Origin of the sequence: Aureimonas sp. AU20, assembly GCF_001442755.1 — a bacterium.
Classification (GTDB): Bacteria; Pseudomonadota; Alphaproteobacteria; order Rhizobiales; family Rhizobiaceae; genus Aureimonas.
Genome location: NZ_CP006367.1, coordinates 2,206,637 through 2,226,020, shown reverse-complemented (window position 1 = coordinate 2,226,020; position 19,384 = coordinate 2,206,637). Strand labels below are relative to the sequence as shown.

The window sequence follows — 19,384 nt, the reverse complement described above, 5'->3', positions numbered from 1 at the left end:
TCGGCTCCCCGCTCAGCTCTTCTGAAACATTTTCAGCATCCGGTGGGTCACCATGAACCCACCGAAGATGTTGACGGACGCCATGAGGATGGCGAGCCCGGCCAGGATCGTCACGATCCAGCCGGACGAGCCGATCTGCAGCAGCGCGCCGAGAATGATGATGGAGGAGACCGCGTTGGTCACCGCCATCAGCGGCGTGTGCAGGGCATGGCTGACGTTCCAGATGACGTGGTAGCCGACGAAGCAGGACAGGGCGAAGACCACGAAATGCTGCAGGAAGCTCGGCGGCGCCGTGAGGCCGATCAGCATGAGAAGAACGGCGCCGGCCGCGAGCAGCATGACCTGACGCTGGCCCGCCTTCTTGGCGCTTGCCGCCTCCCGCAATGCCTTTTCGCCCGCCGTTTCCTCGACCGCCTTCTTGGCCGGCTGCCGGGCGATGGCCTGGATCTTCGGCGGCGGCGGGGGATAGGTGATGGCGCCGGCGTGCGTCACCGTCGCGCCGCGAATGACGTCGTCCTCCATGTTGACCACCGGCACGCCGTCCTTGTTCGGCGTCAGATCGTCCATCATATGGCGGATATTCGTGGCGTAGAGCGTCGAGGCCTGGGCCGCCATCCGGCTGGGATAGTCGGTGTAGCCGACGATCCGAACCCCGTTCGCGGTCTCGATCACCTCGTCGGGCACGGTCAGATCGCAATTCCCGCCCCGTTCGGCGGCGAGATCCACCACGACCGAGCCGGGCTTCATCGCCTCGACCATGTCGGCGAGCCACAGCTTGGGCGCGTCGCGGCCGGGAATGAGGGCCGTTGTGATGACGATGTCGACCTCCGGCGCCTGGGCGCGGAAGAGTTCGAGCTGCTTGGCGCGGAACTCCGGGCTGGAGGGGGCGGCATAGCCGCCGGTCGCCGCGCCGTCGGCGGCATCCGCGAAATCGAGAAACAGGAACTCGGCGCCCATGGACTGGATCTGCTCGGCCACCTCCGGCCGTACGTCGAAGGCGCGCACCTGCGCGCCCAGCGACTGCGCGGCGCCGATGGCGGCGAGGCCCGCGACGCCCGCGCCGATCACCAGCACCTTGGCCGGCGGCACCTTGCCGGCCGCCGTGATCTGCCCGGTGAAGAAGCGGCCGAACTGGTTGCCCGCCTCGATCACCGCGCGATAGCCGGCGATGTTGGCCATGGAGGACAGAGCGTCCATCTTCTGGGCGCGGCTGATGCGCGGCACCATGTCCATGGCGAGAGCGGTGATGCCCTTCTCGCGAAGGCTTTCCAGAAGCTCGGGGCTCTGAGCGGGGTAGAGGAAGGATATGAGGATCTGGCCGGAGCGGGCCTTCTCGACCTCTTCCGACTCCGGCGGGCGGACCTTGGCGACGATGTCGGCATCGGCCCAAAGCGCGGCGGCATCGGGCACCACCGTAGCGCCCGCTGCGGCATAGGCTTCGTCGGAAAAGCGCGCGGCGTCTCCGGCGCCGGTTTCCACCAGGCATTCGTAACCCAACTTGCCGAGCCGCCCGACGCTTTCCGGCGTCAGCGCCACGCGCCGCTCGCCCGCCCGGACCTCCCGGGGCACACCGAATTTCATGTCTCTCCCACTCCCTCAGACTGGACCGCAATGGCGGTCGATAGCATTCGAGCTGGCCCCGATCCGGCAGGGATCACAGGCAGGCGCGAAACCGGCCGGCGGCGAAGCCTGCAACCAGCCTCCGCCGAGCCGTCGCATGACGCGGCACGATCCGCCTGCGCGACCCACCGGGTGAGGCGAACCTTGGATCGATGCCTCGTCCGCATCAGGCGAACCGTCACCTTATCCCCCGCCGCACATCGGCTGCGGAAGGCCTCCTCGAGACGGCTCGCCAGCAACGAACTGAGCACGGCTGTTCCCGAACGGCCAGCCCCGGCCCCTTTTTTGGCCGAACCGAGCCATCCTGTCAGGAGGGTCGGCTTCACACGAGGCGCAGAACCCGGAATGAAACGGTTTAAGATTCCATGTGGCGTACTTCCACACTTGAGCTTGCCCCGCTCGCGATGGAAGTTCGGAGCGCTTCGACGGCGAATCGCCCGAACCCTTCCGAGACAATTGCGCGCATGGTCGCGACGCGGCGACCCCGCTCCCGTCGTTGCTAAGCATTGCGAAGGATGCTCAAGTCTCGGCAGGAGGATGATTCATGACCCAACGCCTGACGGCCAAGGACTTCCATCCCGAGCTTCTGGAGCTCTACGACGGCTATGCCCATGGCCGCGTCACGAAGCGCGAGTTTCTGGAGCGAGCGGCCAAGTTCGCGGTCGGCGGGCTGACGGCGGCCGCGATCCTCACGGCTCTCAGCCAGGACTACGCGCTGGCCACTCAGGTCGAGTTCACCGATCCCGAGATCGTCCCCGAATACATCATGTACCCCTCGCCCGACGGGCATGGCGAGGTGCGGGCCTATCTCGTGAAGCCGGCCAAGGCGACCGGCAAGGTGCCGGGCGTTGTCGTGGTGCACGAGAACCGGGGACTCAACCCCTATATCGAGGACGTCGCGCGCCGCGTGGCCAAGGCCGGCTTCGTCGCGCTCGCGCCCGATGGGCTCACGTCGGTCGGCCTCTATCCCGGAAACGACGAGAAGGGGCGCGAACTGCAGGCGCAGGTCGATCCCGAAAAGCTAATGAACGACTTCCTCGCGGCCGTGGATTTCCTGACCACGCACGAGGCGACGACGGGACGGATCGGCATCACGGGCTTCTGCTATGGCGGCGGGGTCGCCAACGCGGCGGCCGTGGCGCGTCCTGATCTCGGCGCCGCCGTGCCCTTCTATGGACGCCAGCCGAGGGCGGAGGACGTGCCCCGCATCCGGGCACCGCTTCTGATCCACTATGCCGAACTCGACACGCGCATCAATGAGGGCTGGCCCGCCTACGAGGCGGCCCTGAAGGCGAACGGCAAGACCTATGAGGCTCATATCTATCCCGGCGTGAACCACGGCTTCCACAACGACTCGACGCCGCGCTACGATCAGACGGCGGCCGAGCTCGCCTGGACCCGCACGATCGACTGGTTCCGCCGGTATCTGACCTGACGATCTGGCCGGCGTGACGGGAAAAGCCTAACCTTCAGGCTCGGTTATGGAGGAGAGCGCATGAGCCCCAAGACCACGATCTGCCTTTGGTTCGACCGCGAGGCCGAGGCGGCGGCGCGCTTCTATGCCGAGACCTTTCCCGACAGCGCGGTGACGGCCGTCCATCGCGCGCCGAGCGACTTTCCGTCCGGCAAGGCGGGCGATGTCTTGACCGTCGAATTCACGGTCGCGGGCGTGCCGTGCCTTGGGCTCAACGGCGGGCCGGCGTTCAAGCACAGCGAGGCCTTCTCCTTCCAGATCGCGACGGAGGACCAGGCGGAAACCGATCGATACTGGAACGCGATCGTCGGCAATGGCGGCCAGGAAAGCGCCTGCGGCTGGTGTAAGGACAAGTGGGACCTGTCCTGGCAGATCACGCCGCGCGTTCTGACCGAGGCCCTGGCAGCCGGCGGAGAGCAAGCGCGACGCGCGTTTGAGGCGATGATGACCATGCGCAAGATCGATGTCGCCGCGATCGAGGCGGCACGGCGGGGCTGAGGGAATGCATCGGCTTCGAGAGAGCCGAGGGTCTGGCTTATCGTGTGGGAGAGCGCTGCCCTGCTTCAGACGCGGCCCTCAAGTCCGCCCATGGGAACCTCACGCGCGCGTGATCGTTAGCCGGCCATGATCTCGAATGGCGACATCGTCCTGCGGCTTCTGACCGCCGCAGCCCTCGGCAGTTTCATCGGCTTCGAGCGCGAGCGGCTTCTTTGGTCGGCCGGCATACGCACGCACATGCTGGTCTGCGTCGGCGCATGTCTCTTCATGATCGTGTCGGCCTATGGCTTCCAGCACGCGACCGAGATGGAGCATGTGACGCTCGATCCCTCCCGTATCGCGGCGCAGGTCGTCTCCGGAGTCGGCTTTCTTGGCGCCGGCGCGATCCTCCTTAAGGGAAACATCGTGCGAGGCCTGACCACGGCCGCCAGCATCTGGGCCGTGGCGGCGCTGGGGCTTGCCGCAGGCGGCGGGCTGTATTTCGCAGCAGGCGCCGCGACGGTCATCATTCTCGTGATCCTCGCCGGAATGAAACCGCTCGAGGACGCCTATCGCACGCGTCTTCAAAGCTGCGTCGTGCGCATCCGGGCCGACCATGATGCGGTTTCGCCCGGAGACCTGAAAAGCCTTCTTCAGGTCCGGGGCGGACAGATCCGGCGCGTCAGAGAAACGATCGGCCAAAACGGCCAGAACGATCTCGTGGTGCAGCTCGTCCGCGTGTCTCCCGACAGCGTTCGCAACAGCGTCGCTCGGCTTGCGAAACGACCCGGCATTCACGCCGCGATGGTCGAACGGCGAAATGGCGAGTCCGACACGGCAAACTCGACAGACCAGAATGGCGACGACGCATAAGACACGGCTTGATCGGTCGAGGCCGGGCGCGCCGTTGGTGATGCTCTTCTGCGAACGAATGACGAGTATCGAAATGTCAAATGACCGGTTGATCGTTCACTAGAACTGAACACTGCTTCATCATCGGTTGCCGTTCATATCGGGCCAGAGGCAGCTTAAGTTGCGGTGCATACGGACGAGGTCTTGGCTGCGCATCTGCACGCCGGGGCGTCCGTTCTCCCATCGTGATCGGAGCGCCTGCGCATCGGTCCCGATTTGTCGCGAGGACCATCGCATGAAAAAGATCGGCTTCCTTTCCTTTGGCCACTGGTCGCCCTCGCCGCGATCGGGCACCCGCTCCGCCGCCGACACGCTGCTCCAGTCCATCGACCTCGCCGTCGCGGCGGAGGAACTGGGTGCGGACGGCGCTTACTTCCGCGTCCATCACTTCGCGCGCCAGCTCGCCTCGCCCTTCCCGCTTCTTGCGGCGGTCGGGGCGAAGACGAGCCGGATCGAGATCGGCACCGGCGTCATCGACATGCGCTACGAGAATCCGTTCTACATGGCGGAAGATGCGGGCTCGGCCGACCTCATCGCCGGCGGCCGGCTTCAGCTCGGCCTCAGCCGGGGCTCGCCCGAACAGGTCGTGGACGGCTGGCGTCATTTCGGCTTCCAGCCGGCGCCGGGCGAAAGCGACGCCGACATGGGCCGTCGCCATGCGGAAGTCTTCCTCGAACTCCTCAAGGGCGAAGGCTTCGCCGAGCCGAGCCCGCGTCCGATGTTCCCAAACCTTCCGGGCCTCCTTCGGATCGAACCGCATTCAGACGGCCTGCGCGAGCGCATCTGGTGGGGTTCGGCGTCGGACGCCACCGCCATCTGGGCGGCCAAGCAGGGCATGAACCTCCAAAGCTCGACGCTGAAGGCGGACGAGACGGGCGAGCCGTTCCATGTCCAGCAAGCGCGGCAGATCAGGGCCTATCGCGAAGCGTGGAAGGAGGCCGGCCATGCGAGGACGCCGCGCGTGTCCGTCTCGCGCTCGATCTTCGCGCTCGTAAACGACGAGGACCGGGCTTATTTTGGTCGCGGCGACAGCACCGATCAGGTCGGTGTCATCGACAACATGCGCGCGGTGTTCGGCCGGTCCTATGCGGCGGAGCCCGATCGCCTGATCGAGCATTTGAGGGCGGACGAGGCCATTGCCGAGGCGGACACGCTGCTTCTCACCGTGCCGAACCAGCTCGGCGTCGCCTACAACGCGCATGTGATCGAGAGCATCCTGACCCATGTCGCGCCGGCGCTGGGCTGGCGGGGCGATCGGGGCGCAGCAGCGGTCAAGACGGGCGCGAAGGACTACGAGGCGGCCTGACGCGTAAGGCGGGATGGTTGGGCGGTGCCGCCCGACTATTCCGCCGAGGCGATCGCCCAAGGCGGCGAACGCTTCTCCAGAAACGCGGAGATTCCAGCCCGCGCTTCCTCCGTTTCCCAACAATCCGCGAGAGCCGCGATCGAAGCCTCGATTGCAGTCTCGTCGATGGCTGAGCCCAACCGCCGCGCCAGCGCCTTCGCGCGAGCCACCGCGCCGGGCGCGGCCGCAAGATAGGGTGCGACCTCCTCACGGATGGCCTGATCGAGCGACGAAGGCTCGACCACGCGTGCCACGAGACCGAGGCTCAGCGCCTCCTCGCTGTCGAACACCCGCCCCGACATGAAAACCCGCCGCGCCCTGCCTTCGCCGAGCCGTGCGATGACATAGGGTCCGATCGTCGCTGGGATGAGGCCGAGGCGGGTTTCGGTGAAGCCGAAGCGCGCGTCGGAGGTCGCGACCGCGACATCGCAGACGCTGACGAGACCCGCGCCACCGCCCAGGACCGCGCCGTGGATCGCGCCGATCAGCGGAGCCTTCAACTCGTTCAGCGCCTTCAACATGCCGGCGAGCTTGCGCGCCTCGGCCATGCGCATCGCTCGATCCGCCTCGACCTGCGCCTTCATCCAGCCCAGATCCCCGCCCGCGCAGAACACCTCGCCGGCCCCACGCAGCACAACGGCGCGGACGCCCGTTTCCTCGTTCAACTCGGCGGCAAACCGCGTCAGGTCGCCGATCATCGCAGCCGACAGCGCGTTGCGCTTTTCCGGCCGGTTCAGGGTGAGCGTCACGACGCCGTGCGCGCCCTTCTCCACGGCCAAGGTCTCGTAGCTCATGCCGGATTCCTCAAGCTCTGCGCAAAGGCGGCGGCCTCGGCCAGCCGAGAAGTGTTGATGCCAGTCTCGAAACCGAGTTTGGCGAGGCGCGCCACAACGGCCTCGGTCGCCACATTGCCCTTGGCCCCGGGCGCGAAGGGGCAGCCGCCCAGCCCCGCCACGGAGGCATCGAAACTGCGCAGCCCCACTTCCAAGGCAACCTCCAGATTGTCGAGCGCCCGGCCCGACGTGTCGTGGAAATGACCCGCCAGCCGCGCCGCCGACACCTCGGACAGGAGGTGATGCAGGAGCCGGCCGACTCTCTCCGGCGTCGCCCGGCCGAGCGTATCGCCAAGGCTCACCTCGTAGCAGCCGAGATCGAGAAGCGCCGTCGCGACAGCGCTTACGGCCGCTGGCTCTACAAGCCCGTCATAGGGGCAATCCGTGATGCAGGAGACATAGCCGCGCACCGGCAGCCCCGCCGCTTTCGCCGCCTCGATGACGCCGGCATAGCGCGCCAGGCTCTCGGCAATCGAGCAATTGATGTTGGCGCGGGAAAAGCCTTCCGAGGCGGAGGCGAAGACCGCGACCTCATTGGCCCCGGCCGCGATGGCTCTCTCCAGACCGCGCAGATTGGGCGTCAGCGCGGCGTAGGTGACGCCGGAGCGTCGGGAGATACCGGCGAGAACCTCGGCCGCATCCGCCATCTGCGGCACCCATTTGGGGCTGACGAAGCTCGTCACCTCGATCTTCGGGAGGCCTGTGGCGGAGAGGAGATCGATCAGGCGGATCTTGTCCGCTGTGGGATTCGCTCGCGCCTCGTTCTGCAACCCGTCGCGCGGCCCCATTTCGAACAGTGTGACCCGCTCACCCATCCGCCGCCGGCTCCAAAATCGCGAGACTGTCGCCGTCGCTGACCTGCACCCCTTCGGCAACGAGGATTTCGCCGATCACCCCGTCACGAGGCGAGTTAAGCGTGTGCTCCATCTTCATGGCCTCGACCACCGCAACGGGATCGCCGGCCAAGACCCGCTCGCCCGCGCAAACCCACAGCTTCGTCACAAGGCCGGGCATCGGGGCCAAGATGGCGTTTCCGCCCGCAGCGTTCCCCGTGGTTCTGTCGAGCGGGTCGGGCAGCGAATAGGTCGCCGCACCCCCGGCCTCGAAGACCGTCGCGCGGCTTCCCTTCACCACGAGCCCGACGGAGCGGCAATGGCCCTCGCGTTCCACCACGACCCGCGCGCCGTCGCGGTGAAGCTGGACCGTTGCACCGTCGGGAAGACGCACGCCTCCTTCGATCAACTTCAACGAGAGTTCGATCTCCTCCCCGTCCCGCACCAGCCGCAAGGCAAGGTCCGGTCGGCCCCAGGACCGAAAGCCGCGCAGGCGCGACCAGGGATCGTTTCCGTCTGGCGGTTCGAGCAGCCCGGCGAGCGCCAGGCCGGCCACGATGGGCGCGTCCAATGAGGGTTCGCCCGCTCGAAGCAGCGCTTCCCCGGCGCGCCCGATCAATCCGGTATCCACATCCCCCGCTACGAAATTCGCCTCCCGCGCGAGGCGGGCGAGGAAAGCGATGTTGGTAACCGTGCCCGCGACTTCGATCCCGTCCAGCGCATCGGCCAGTGCTCTGAGAGCGGTCGGCCGATCGCTTCCGTGAACGATCACCTTGGCGATCATCGGGTCGTACCAGGGCGTTATCTCGTCCCCCTCCTCGACGCCGCTGTCGATGCGCAAGGGGCCGGGTTCGAAAGCTGTGGCCGGGGGAAAGCGCAGATGGTCGAGCCAACCCGTCGCGGGCAGAAAGCCCTTGGCGGCATCCTCGGCGTAGAGCCGCGCCTCGATGGCATGGCCGCGAATGCGCAAATCCTCCTGCCGGAAGGGAAGCGCCTCTCCGGCCGCGACGCGCAGTTGGAGTTCCACGAAGTCGAGCCCTGTGATCGCCTCGGAGACGGGATGCTCGACTTGAAGCCGCGTGTTCATCTCCATGAACCAGAATCTGTCCGGCCTCAGCCCCGCCGAGCCGTCGGCGATGAACTCCACCGTGCCGGCGCCGCGATAGCCGATGGCGCGCGCGGCTTCCACGGCGGCGCGGCCCATGGCCTCGCGAACTTCCTCGGTCATGCCCGGCGCCGGCGCTTCCTCGATGACCTTCTGGTGCCGGCGCTGCAGCGAGCAGTCGCGCTCGAAAAGATGGACGACATGGCCATGGCCATCGGCGAAGACCTGGATCTCGACATGGCGAGGCGCGGTGACATAACGCTCGATCAGAACCGCCGGGTCGCCGAAGCTCGCCTGCCCCTCCCGCCGCGCGCCGTCGAGCGCGGCCGCGAAATCCTCAGGCCACTCCACCAGTCGCATGCCCTTGCCGCCGCCGCCGGCCCGCGCCTTGATGAGGACGGGATAGCCGATCGCGGCGGCCTCGCGTCGTAGGGTCTCCGTCTGCTGGTCGGCGTCGTGATAGCCGGGAACCACCGGCACCCCCGCAGCTTCCATCAAGCGTTTGGCCGCGTCCTTCAGGCCCATGGCGCGAATAGCCGAAGCGGGCGGCCCGACGAAGACGAGGCCCGCCGCCTCGACCGCTTCCACGAAGCCGGGATTTTCGGACAGGAAGCCATAGCCGGGGTGAATGGCCTCTGCGCCTGTCCGGCGCGCGGCCTCGATGATGGCCTCGCCCTTAAGATAGCTCTCACTGACGGGCGCTGGGCCGATCAGCACGGCCTCGTCGGCAGCGCGCACATGCAGCGCGTTCCGATCGGCCTCGGAATGGACGGCGACCGTGCGAATACCCATACGCCGGGCCGTCTTGATAATCCGAACGGCGATTTCGCCCCGGTTTGCGATGAGGAGTTTGTGAAACATCGCGCCTTTCCTCACATCCGAAACAAGCCGAAGCGCGTCGGCTCGATCGGCGCGTTCAGCGAAGCCGACAGCGACAGAGCCAGGACTTCGCGGCTCCTGCGCGGGTCCACGATCCCATCGTCCCAAAGCCTAGCGGAGGCGTAGAGCGGGCGGGACTGCGTCTCGAACATATCGACGGTCGGCCGCTTGAACGCCTCCTCCTCCTCGGTGGACCAGTCGCGTCCGGCTTTCGCCATGGCGGCGCGGCGCACATCTGCCAGAACCCCCGCCGCCTGCTCGCCGCCCATCACCGAGATGCGGCTGTTCGGCCAGGTCCAGAGGAAGCGGGGCGAATAGGCCCGACCGGCCATCCCGTAATTGCCGGCGCCGAAGGAGCCGCCGACCAGCATGGTCACCTTCGGCACGGCGGTGGTCGCGACGGCGGTCACGAGCTTGGCGCCGTCCTTGGCTATGCCGCCCGCTTCGTATTTGCGCCCGACCATGAAGCCTGTGATGTTCTGGAGGAAGACCAGCGGAATGAAGCGCTGGGAGCAGAGCTCGACGAAGTGCGCGCCCTTGAGCGCGCCTTCGGAAAAGAGAACGCCATTGTTGGCGACGATGCCGACGGGAATGCCGAACACATGGGCGAAGCCGCAGACCAGCGTCTCGCCATAGCGCGCCTTGAACTCGTCGAAGCGCGAGCCGTCGATGATCCGAGCGATCACCTCGCGAATGTCGTAGGGGGTGCGCAGATCGGCGGGCACGGCGCCCAGGATCTCCTCCGGGTCGTAGGCCGGCTCTTCGGGCGCTTGAAGCGCAGGGGCGGCCCACTTCTCGGAGTTGAGGCTGGCGACCGCTTGGCGCGCCAGCGCCAGCGCGTGCCGGTCGTCTTCGGCCAAAGCGTCCGCAACGCCGGACAGGCGGGTGTGAACGTCGCCGCCGCCGAGATCCTCGGCCGTAACCAACTCGCCCGTCGCGGCTTTCACCAGGGGCGGCCCGGCGAGGAAGATCGTGCCCTGCTCCCGCACGATAATGGTGACGTCCGACATGGCCGGGACATAGGCGCCGCCCGCCGTGCAGGAGCCCATGACCACCGCGATCTGCGGAATGCCGGCCGCCGACATGCGCGCCTGGTTAAAGAAGATGCGGCCGAAATGATCGCGATCGGCGAAGACCTCGTCCTGGTTGGGCAGGTTCGCGCCACCCGAATCCACGAGATAGAGGCAGGGCAAGCGATTTTCGGCCGCGATCTCCTGCGCTCGCAAATGCTTCTTCACGGTCAGCGGGAAATAGGTGCCGCCCTTAACCGTGGCGTCGTTGGCGAGAACCATGACCTCGCGACCCGAGACCCGGCCGACGCCGGCGACCATTCCGGCCGAGGGAACGGCGTCGTCATAGAGCCCGTGCGCGGCGAAGGTGCCGATTTCGAGAAAGGGCGAGCCGGGGTCTAAAAGATGGTTCACCCTGTCGCGCGGCAGGAGCTTGCCGCGCTCGACATGTCGCGCGCGGGCGGAGGGGCTGCCGCCGGCCTGCACCGTCTCGGCGACCCGCTCGATCTCGGCGATGCTTGCGAGATGGGCGGCCCGGTTGGCGGCGAACTGGGCCGAGCCGGCGACGAGTTTCGATCGGAGAACGCCCATCAGCGCTGCGCTCCGACCAGTTCGCGGCCGATCAGCATCCGGCGGATTTCGCTGGTTCCCGCCCCGATCTCCATCAACTTGGCGTCTCGGAACAGGCGCGAGACCGGCATCTCGTTCATGTAGCCGGCGCCGCCCATGGCCTGCACGGCCTGATGCGCGACGTTCATCGCCTCCTCGGAGGCATAGAGGACGCAGGCCGCCGCGTCCTGGCGCGTCACCCGCCCCCGGTCGCAGGCGCGCGCCACTTCGTAGACATAGGCTCGCGCCGAGTTCAGCTTGGTGTAGATGTCGGCGATCTTGGCCTGCATGATCTGGAACGAGCCGATCGGCTGGCCGAACTGCCGGCGCTCGACCATGTAGGGCATGATCTCGTCCATGCAGGCGGCCATGACGCCGAGGCCGATGCCCGACAGGACGACGCGCTCATAATCCAGCCCTGACATCAGGACCCGGACGCCCCGCCCCTCCTCGCCCAGCACGTTCTCGAAGGGAACTTCGACATTCTCGAACAGAAGTTCAGCCGTGTTGGAGCCGCGCATGCCGAGCTTGTCGAAATGCGGCGAGGAGGAAAAGCCCTGCATCCCGCGTTCGATCAGGAAGGCGGTGATGCCGCGCGAGCCCGCCGCCGGGTCGGTCTTGGCATAGACCACGAGCGTCGTCGCATCGGGGCCATTGGTGATCCAATATTTGGTGCCGTTCAGGACATAGCGGTCGCCGCGCTTCTCGGCCCTGAGCTGCATGGAGACGACATCGGACCCCGCCCCTACCTCCGACATGGCGAGCGCCCCGACATGCTCGCCCGAAACGAGCTTGGGCAGGGTGCGCGCCCTCTGTTCGGGCGAGCCGTTCAAGCGGATCTGGTTGACGCAGAGATTGGAATGCGCGCCGTAGGAAAGCGAGACGGAGGCACTGGCCCGGGCGATCTCCTCCACCGCCACGACATGGGCGAGATAGCCCATGGCCGCGCCTCCGAACTCCTCCTCAACCGTGATGCCGAGAAGCCCGAGCGCGCCCATCTCGCGCCAGAGCTCGTTCGGAAAGCTGTTGGTGCGGTCAATCTCGGCCGCGATCGGCTTCAGCCGCTCCTGCGACCAGTGGTGAACCATATCGCGCAGCGCGTTCACCTCGTCGCCGAGGTCGAACACCATGGAATTGTTGAACATCAGCGTCCTCCCGAACTCGAACTCATTCCGCCGCGATCGCCACCGGCGCCCCCCGCGCCGCCTCGATCTCGGCGCGCAGCGCCTCGCGCCTCGCCATGGCCTTTTCGAAGGCCGCCTCCTTCACCGGGCCGAATCCGCGGATGTCCTGGGCCTGCCCCAGCAGCGCCTTGGTCGGGGCAAAGGTCAGGGGAGACACGTGCGCTTCGGCGAAATCGAGATCAGCCTCGTAAAGCGCGATGAGCCGGCGCTCGAGCATGCGGTCGGCCGTGCGCCCGAACGGATCGAACGCTGTGCCACGCAGACGCTTGAAGCGGGCGAGCAGGCCGAAGACCGGCAGTATCCAGGCGCCGAACTCGCGCTTCTTCGGCCGCCCATCGGCGTCCGTGCCCGGCAGCATGGGCGGCGCGAGGTTGAGGGATAGGCGCAAGGAGCCGTCGAACGTCTTTCCGAGCCCTTCGCGAAAGCTTGGTTCGCTATAAAGGCGCGCGACCTCGTACTCGTCCTTGTAGGCCAGCACCTTCGCGTAGCCGATGGCGACGGCGCGAGCGAGATCGCCCTTCTCGTCCCATTGCGCAGAGGCGCGTGCGAAGCGCTCCACCCGCTTGCCGTAGCGCCGCGCGAGAGCCGAATTCTGATAGGCGGTGAGATGCGCCTTGCGATGGGCGATGATTTCCTCGGTGGTCATCTCCGCCAGAGGCTTCGGGCGCTCCTCATCCTCCATCAGATGCGCGATCGCGGCGGGATCGTCGGCGAGAATCCGGCCCCAGTCGAAGGCCGCGAGGTTGAAGGGCACCGAAACCGCGTTGATCTCGATCGCCTGGGTAATTGACTGGCGCTCCAGCGGCACCAAGCCCTTCTGCCAGGCGTAGCCCAGCATCAGCATGTTGGCCCCGATCTCGTCGCCACACAGAGCGACGGCGAGCCCGGAGAAGTTGCGGAAATTCTCGCGGTGGCGGACGGCCCGCTCCACCGTGCGCTCGACCGCCGCTTCCTTGAAGTCAAAGTCGCGCTGCCGCACGAAGTCCGAGACAGGCATGGTCCGCGTGTTGAGAACGGCATAGGTGCGGGCGGGATCGCAAAGGACGATGCTGTCCTTCGACGCCGCCACGACAGAGTCGGCGGCCAGAAGCAGATCGGCGCCCCCCGCCGCGATGCGCGGCGCGGCAACCGGGCGGTCGGCCCGCGCGATGCGCACATGGCTGAGAACGGCGCCCCCCTTCTGGGCGAGACCCGCCATGTCGAGGATCATCGGGATCTTGCCTTCCACATGCGCGGCCATGCCGAGCAGCGCGCCGATGGTCAAGACGCCGCTGCCGCCGACGCCGGTGACGGCGATGTTCCAGGCGCGGTCGATCTGCGGCAGCGCCGGCTCGGGCAGCGCGGCGACATCCGGGCGGCCCAGCGCCTCGCGCCGCTTCGGCTTGGCGCCGCGGACGGTGACGAAGGACGGGCAGAAGCCTTTGGCGCAGGAAAGGTCCTTGTTGCAGGCGGATTGGTTGATGCGGCGCTTGCGCCCCATCTCGGTTTCTTCCGGCTCCACCGCGATACAGTTGGAGGTCTGCGAGCAGTCGCCGCAGCCCTCGCAGACGGCGGGGTTGATCCAGAGCCGGATGTCGGGATCGACAGCCGTGCCGCGCTTGCGCCGACGCCGTTTCTCGGCGGCGCAAGTCTGCTCGTAGACGATCACCGTGACGCCCGGCACCTCGCGCAACTCACGCATCACGACGTCGATCTCGTCGCGGTGTCGAATCTCGGTCCCCGGCGCTAGGTCGGTCGGGCTGTAGACGTCCGGCCGGTCCGACATGAGGACGATCCGCGCGACGCCCTCGTATTGCATCTGATGCGTGATCTGCTGAGGTGTCAGCACGCCGTCGATCGGTTGGCCGCCCGTCATGGCGACGGCGTCGTTGTAGAGGATCTTGTAGGTGATGTTCGCCCCGGCGGCGACGGACTGGCGGATCGCCAGATGACCGGAATGGAAGTAAGTCCCATCGCCCAGGTTGACGAAGCGGTGACGCTCCTCGGTGAAGCGCCCGATCGCCGTCCAGGGCACGCCCTCCGCGCCCATATTGGTGAAGGTTTCGGTGTTGCGGTCCATCCACTGGACCATGAAGTGACAGCCGATCCCGGCCATCGCCTTGGACCCCTCCGGAACGCGGGTGGAGGTGTTGTGCGGGCAGCCCGGGCAGTAATGCGGAAGGCGGATCACAGGCGCCGTGTGCGCCGTGCCGCGCGCCTCGGCCGCTTCCACCAAGGCCAGCCGCTTGCGAATGCGCGCGGCGAGATCGGCCGGCAGGTCGAACCGCAGCACACGATCGGCGATCGCCCGCGCGACGGTGGAGACCGTCAGCCCCGCCGAAAGCGACAGGAACGGATGGTCCTCGTGGTCGAACTTGCCGATGATGCGCGGTCGCACATCGGCGCGCCAGTTGAAGAGCTGCTGCTTGATCTGGTTTTCGATGATCTCGCGCCGTTCCTCGACGATCAGCACCTCCTCCAGCCCTTGCGAGAAGGCCCTGATGCCTTGCGGCTCCAGCGGCCAGGGCATGCGCACCTTGTAGAAGCGCAGGCCGATCGCGTCCCATTCGGGCTGGCGCAGGCCCAACTCGGCCAGCGCTTGGCGCACATCCTCATAGGCCTTGCCGGAGGCGACGATGCCGAAGCGCGCGTTCGGACTGTCCGCCACAACCTGGTCCACGCCATTGGCGCGCGCGAAGGCGATGGCGGCATAGGCCTTATGTTCCTGCAACCGCTCGTCCTGCAGCAGCGGCGGGTCGGGCCAGCGCAGGTTCAGACCGCCCTCCGGCAGGTCGAAATCGCCGGGCAGCACAAACTGCCGTTTCTCCTGCGCGAGATCGACGACAGTCGAGGTTTCCACCGTCTCGGAAATGACCTTGAAGCCGACCCAGCAGCCGGAGTAGCGCGACATGGCGACGCCGAGCAGGCCGAGTTCCAAGAATTCGTGAACCGACGAGGGATAGAGAACCGGCATCACCGCCGAGATGAAGGCGTGGTCGGACTGATGCGGGATCGAGGAGGACTTGCAGGTGTGATCGTCGCCGGCAATGGCCAGCACGCCGCCATGGCGCGCGGTGCCTGCGGCATTGGCGTGTTTGAACACGTCGCCGCATCGGTCGACACCCGGCCCCTTGCCGTACCAGAGGCCGAGAAGGCCGTCCTTTCTGGCCCCTGGCGAGAGGTGAAGCTGCTGGCTCCCCCAAACGGCCGCTGCAGCGAGATCTTCGTTCAGGCCGGGCTGGAAGACGATGTCATGCTGATCGAGGAACTTGCGGGCTTTGAGCAGCTGCTGGTCGTAGCCGCCGAGCGGCGAGCCGCGATAGCCGGAAATGAAGGTGCCGGTGTCGAGGCCGGCGGCCCGGTCCCGCCGCATCTGCGTCATCGGCAGGCGAACCAGAGCTTGGATACCGGTCAGGAAAACAGAGCCCTGGTCCGCCGCGTACTTGTCGTCCAGCGTCAGAAACTTGGTCATGACGTGCCTCCCAGCATCATGACGTTGGCACGATCCGAAGAGGCCACGGTCCCTCTTTTAGAGCCGTTTCAAACTCATTTCGCGATTCTGTCCCAGAATGATACGTTCTTCGAGGACCGCATCCTCCCGAGCGCCCGCCAGAGGTGACAGGCTGTGATCCGAGGGGACGGGAGGCCCCGCCGATGGAGATCGACGACGCGGACCGGCGCATACTCCAGGTCATCCAGCAGAAGCCCGATCTGACCATGCGCGAGCTCGGCGAGCAGACCGGGCTCAGCCATACGCCCTGTTGGCGCCGGCTCCAAAGGCTCCAGGACGCCGGCATCCTCAGCGAGAAGCGATATCTCGTGGACCCCGAAGCGGTGGGCTTCGATATCGTGGTGTTCTGTTTCGTCAGGATAGTCGAGCATAGACGCGAGCGCCTGCAGGAGTTCGAGAAGGCCGTCGCCGACGTGCCCGAGATCCTCCAATGCTATTCGCTGAGCGGCGAGCACGACTATCTCCTCCAGGTCGTGTCGCGCAGCGTTCGCGACTACGAGGCGACCGTGAAGAACGCGCTGACGGAACTGCCGAACGTGCGCTCCATCAGCACGAGTTTCACCCTGAAGCGCGTCAAAGCCTCGACCTACGTTCCGGTTTGAGGCGCGCTTCAGGCAGCGAACGGGCGGCGACGAAACACCCCGCGCGCGCCGCCTGTTCAAAACTTGCCTAGGCCGACTGCGGAATGATGTTGATCATTTCGTCCTCGCTCGGTGCCTTGGCCGGCTTCAGCTTGAGCGCCTGGTCCGGCTCGACATGGCGATCGCGCGTCCTTGGCTGGAGCGTCACCGTCTCGCCTGTCTCCAGGGAGCGTTCGACGGCGGCGAGGACGCGCATGTCGAGGAGGCCCTCCTCGCCGTCGGCTTCCGGCCGGCGGTCGTTCAGGATGCATTCGGAGAAATATTCGGTTTCGTTTCCGAACTGCTCGACCGGATCGAACTTATGTTTCGTCTCGCCAGCGTCGGTTTTCTCGACATAGGCGATGCCGGTGCTCGGACCGAACATGAAGCAGGGCGAGGCATGGATGCTCGCCGTGCGGCCGACGAGGTCGAAGGATTCCGAGGGCGCGGTTGCGTAGCTCACCGTGAACTGCCCGACGCGATCGCCGGGGAAAAGTAGCGTCACCGCCACCGTATCGTGAAAGTTGAAACCGCGGCTGGGCGTCTTGGTCCCGACGGCATGCACCGCGATCGGCTCCAGACCGAACAGGTTGCGCACGGCGTTCAAGGGATAGGTCCCCATGTCTGGCACCGGGCCGCACCAATAGCCGTTGTGGCCGCGCGAATTCTCCTCGCGGATGTTCTGGGTGAAAGTCGAAACGAAGCTGCGCAACTCGCCGAACTCGCCCTTGCGGGCGCGGGTGATCATCTCCACCGTTCCCGGCTCGTGATGAAGGCGATAGGCGATCATCAGCTTGGCGCCGCCCTTCCGCTGCGCCGCGAGGATGGCCTCGGCCTCCTCGACGCTGGCGGCCATGGGCTTTTCCAAAAGAACGTGGACGCCGGCTTCGAGCGCCGGGACGGCATAGGCGAGATGCAGGAAATTCGGCGTCGCGACATAAACCGCGTCCACCTCGCCCGAGGCGAGCAGTTCGCCATACTGTTCGTAGCTCCAGGCCTTGATGCCGTAGAGCTTGGCCAGCTTGTCGGCCTTCACCGGATCGCCCGTGACCAGAGCCGTCAGTTCCGAATTGCTGGTGCGGGCGATGCCGGGCATGAACGCCTGCTGCGAGATCTGGCCGCCCGCGACGACGGCGTAACGGACCTTCTTATGACTTCCGAACATTCTCTCTTCCGTGCTGAGAAACGAGGCTCGCCTCGTGATGAAAGGCCAAGAGATGCAACCGCCCGATTGTTCCCGAGGGATCGCTTGGCGCCCTCTGGGATGGGTTGGAATTGGATGATGGAGAGACGGGGAATGAGGCTTCTCTTGCTGGGCGCCACGGGTCTGGTCGGCGCTGAGGTTCTCACGCAGGCGCTGCGCGATCCGCGTGTTACCGAAGTCATCGCTCCCGTGCGCCGCGCCATTCCCGCGCAGGGGAAACTGCGCGTGATGCCAATCGACTTCGAGAACCTGCCCGAGCATGCGGAATGGTGGGCAGCCGACGCCGCGATCTCAGCGCTCGGAACGACGCGGCGAAAGGCGGGTTCGGCAGCGGCTTCCCGGCATGTCGACCACGACCTCACCCTCGGAGCGCTGCGGCTGGCACGTGTGCACGGCACGCCGACCCTTGCGCTCGTTTCGGCAGCGGGCGCCAATGCCGGCTCGCCTTTTCTCTATCCAAGGGTCAAGGGCGAGACCGAACAGGCGGTGAAGGAACTGGGCTTTTCGTTCGCGACGATCCTACGGCCGGGGCTCATCGGCGGCGAGCGGTCCGAGCATCGCGCGATGGAGCGCATCGCGCTTACGCTCGCCGGCGCGGCCGGGTCGATCCTACCCAGGGCTTGGCGCATCAATCCGGCCGAGCGCATCGCCAGCCGGCTTCTAGACGCGGCCCTCGCCGCCAGCCCCGGTCTTCACATCGTCCGGTCGGCCGAACTCGCCTGAGATCGACCGGTAGGCCAAGCCGACCCTCTCGACTTTTCCCCGTTCCGCCCGAACTGTCTGCCTCGGAAGCTGCCGTAAGTTCGCCTAACCAATTCTAGGCAAAAAGCGAGCAGATCGACTGGAGACGATGCGATGAGCGAACAGACCTCGATCCCCCTGAACGATGGCCGGGCCATCCCGCAGGTCGGCCTCGGCGTGTGGCAGGTGCCGGACGACACGGCCACGGGTGCGGTGGCCGAGGCCCTGAATGTTGGCTATCGCCATGTGGACACGGCCGCGATCTACGAGAACGAGCGCGGCGTCGGCGCGGGTCTACGCAAGGGATCGGTTACGCGGGACGACGTCTTCCTCACCACCAAGCTCTGGAACGAGAACCAGGGGTTCGACAGCACGCTGCGTGCCTTCGAGGAAAGTCTGACACGGCTCGGCACCGATCATGTCGATCTCTACCTCATCCACTGGCCCTCGCCCGCGCGCGGTCTCTTCGTGGACACATGGAAGGCGTTCATTCGCCTGAGGGAGGAAGGCCGGGCGAAATCCATCGGCGTTTCCAACTTCACGGCCGAGCATCTCGACAGGCTGATCGGCGAAACCGGCGTTGCGCCCGTTCTGAACCAGATCGAGCTTCACCCGCGCTTTCAGCAGCGCGCCTTGCGCGAGGCCCATGCGGCGCGCGGCATCGCCACCCAGTCCTGGAGTCCGCTCGGCCAAGGCCAGCTGCTCTCGGACGGCACGATCGCGAAAATCGCGCAGCGGCACGGCAAGACGCCTGCACAAATCATCATTCGCTGGCACATCGACAATGGGCTCGTGGTCATCCCGAAATCGGTGACGCCGAGCCGCATCGCCGAAAATCTCGATGTGTTCGACTTCCGGCTCAATGCGGATGACCTGTCGGCCATCGCCGCGCTGGACGCAAGCGACGGCCGCATCGGTTCCGATCCTATGACTGCGAAGTTCTGAACCGGAAGCTTGTCTCGGCGTGGGGGGCGAGGTCTCTCGCCTGCCCCCCACGCCGTTCGCTGAGAACAATGTCGATCCAAAAAGGCCGTACGAGGATCGACGG

Annotated in this window: 15 protein-coding genes; 7 read left to right on the top strand and 8 right to left on the bottom strand. The window is 66.4% G+C overall.

Annotated features, from left to right (window positions below; genetic code table 11):
* Nucleotides 1-12 precede the first annotated feature (12 nt).
* On the bottom strand, nucleotides 13-1,581 hold the full coding sequence (locus tag M673_RS09785) for a Re/Si-specific NAD(P)(+) transhydrogenase subunit alpha (protein ID WP_061975756.1): 1,569 nt from the start codon (nucleotides 1,579-1,581) through the stop codon (nucleotides 13-15).
* A 583-nt stretch (nucleotides 1,582-2,164) separates the two neighbouring features.
* On the opposite strand from M673_RS09785, the gene yghX reads away from it, so the two are divergent.
* The 4 genes from yghX (at nucleotide 2,165) to M673_RS09765 (ending at nucleotide 5,789) form a co-directional block, all read left to right on the top strand.
* Nucleotides 2,165-3,055 carry a YghX family hydrolase gene (yghX, locus tag M673_RS09780; RefSeq protein WP_061975754.1) on the top strand — a complete coding sequence of 297 codons (891 nt, stop codon included), beginning with the start codon at nucleotides 2,165-2,167 and terminating at the stop codon, nucleotides 3,053-3,055.
* 60 nt (nucleotides 3,056-3,115) lie between these two features.
* Nucleotides 3,116-3,592, top strand: coding sequence for a VOC family protein (locus M673_RS09775; protein WP_061975752.1), 477 nt, complete (start codon nucleotides 3,116-3,118; stop codon nucleotides 3,590-3,592).
* A gap of 126 nt (nucleotides 3,593-3,718) precedes the next feature.
* Nucleotides 3,719-4,444, top strand: a complete 726-nt coding sequence (locus M673_RS09770) for an MgtC/SapB family protein (RefSeq protein WP_061975750.1) — start codon at nucleotides 3,719-3,721, stop codon at nucleotides 4,442-4,444.
* 274 nt (nucleotides 4,445-4,718) lie between these two features.
* Nucleotides 4,719-5,789, top strand: a complete 1,071-nt coding sequence (locus tag M673_RS09765; RefSeq protein ID WP_061975748.1) for an LLM class flavin-dependent oxidoreductase — start codon at nucleotides 4,719-4,721, stop codon at nucleotides 5,787-5,789.
* Between the two features lie 35 nt (nucleotides 5,790-5,824).
* Here M673_RS09765 and M673_RS09760 read toward each other — a convergent pair whose 3' ends face one another.
* The 6 genes from M673_RS09760 to M673_RS09735 are packed head-to-tail and all read right to left on the bottom strand — an operon-like array spanning nucleotide 5,825 to nucleotide 15,732.
* A complete protein-coding gene (locus M673_RS09760; protein ID WP_061975746.1) occupies nucleotides 5,825-6,622 on the bottom strand; it encodes a crotonase/enoyl-CoA hydratase family protein in 798 nt (265 codons plus the stop codon).
* Nucleotides 6,619-7,476 carry a hydroxymethylglutaryl-CoA lyase gene (locus tag M673_RS09755; RefSeq protein ID WP_061975743.1) on the bottom strand — a complete coding sequence of 286 codons (858 nt, stop codon included), beginning with the start codon at nucleotides 7,474-7,476 and terminating at the stop codon, nucleotides 6,619-6,621. Before M673_RS09755 ends, M673_RS09760 begins: the two co-directional genes overlap by 4 nt.
* Entirely contained in the window at nucleotides 7,469-9,460 is a 1,992-nt protein-coding gene (locus M673_RS09750; protein ID WP_061975741.1) for an acetyl/propionyl/methylcrotonyl-CoA carboxylase subunit alpha, read from the bottom strand. The genes M673_RS09755 and M673_RS09750 overlap by 8 nt, the downstream gene beginning before the upstream one ends.
* Nucleotides 9,461-9,471: 11 nt before the next feature.
* Nucleotides 9,472-11,079 carry a carboxyl transferase domain-containing protein gene (locus tag M673_RS09745; protein ID WP_061975739.1) on the bottom strand — a complete coding sequence of 536 codons (1,608 nt, stop codon included), beginning with the start codon at nucleotides 11,077-11,079 and terminating at the stop codon, nucleotides 9,472-9,474.
* Complete coding sequence (locus M673_RS09740) at nucleotides 11,079-12,242, bottom strand: isovaleryl-CoA dehydrogenase (RefSeq protein WP_061975737.1); 1,164 nt, start codon at nucleotides 12,240-12,242, stop codon at nucleotides 11,079-11,081. Before M673_RS09740 ends, M673_RS09745 begins: the two co-directional genes overlap by 1 nt.
* A gap of 22 nt (nucleotides 12,243-12,264) precedes the next feature.
* Nucleotides 12,265-15,732, bottom strand: a complete 3,468-nt coding sequence (locus M673_RS09735) for an indolepyruvate ferredoxin oxidoreductase family protein (protein WP_061975736.1) — start codon at nucleotides 15,730-15,732, stop codon at nucleotides 12,265-12,267.
* 182 nt (nucleotides 15,733-15,914) lie between these two features.
* Between M673_RS09735 and M673_RS09730 the strand changes: the two genes are divergently transcribed.
* Nucleotides 15,915-16,373 (top strand): Lrp/AsnC family transcriptional regulator, encoded by a 459-nt coding sequence (locus tag M673_RS09730; protein ID WP_061975733.1) that lies wholly within the window; start codon nucleotides 15,915-15,917, stop codon nucleotides 16,371-16,373.
* A 67-nt stretch (nucleotides 16,374-16,440) separates the two neighbouring features.
* Here M673_RS09730 and M673_RS09725 read toward each other — a convergent pair whose 3' ends face one another.
* Complete coding sequence (locus tag M673_RS09725; RefSeq protein ID WP_061975731.1) at nucleotides 16,441-17,556, bottom strand: Gfo/Idh/MocA family protein; 1,116 nt, start codon at nucleotides 17,554-17,556, stop codon at nucleotides 16,441-16,443.
* A 132-nt stretch (nucleotides 17,557-17,688) separates the two neighbouring features.
* Here M673_RS09725 and M673_RS09720 point away from each other — a divergent pair, with 132 nt between their 5' ends.
* Nucleotides 17,689-18,318 carry an NAD(P)H-binding protein gene (locus tag M673_RS09720; RefSeq protein ID WP_061975730.1) on the top strand — a complete coding sequence of 210 codons (630 nt, stop codon included), beginning with the start codon at nucleotides 17,689-17,691 and terminating at the stop codon, nucleotides 18,316-18,318.
* Nucleotides 18,319-18,450: 132 nt separating this feature from the next.
* On the top strand, nucleotides 18,451-19,281 hold the full coding sequence (locus M673_RS09715; protein ID WP_061975728.1) for an aldo/keto reductase: 831 nt from the start codon (nucleotides 18,451-18,453) through the stop codon (nucleotides 19,279-19,281).
* Nucleotides 19,282-19,384: the final 103 nt, after the last annotated feature.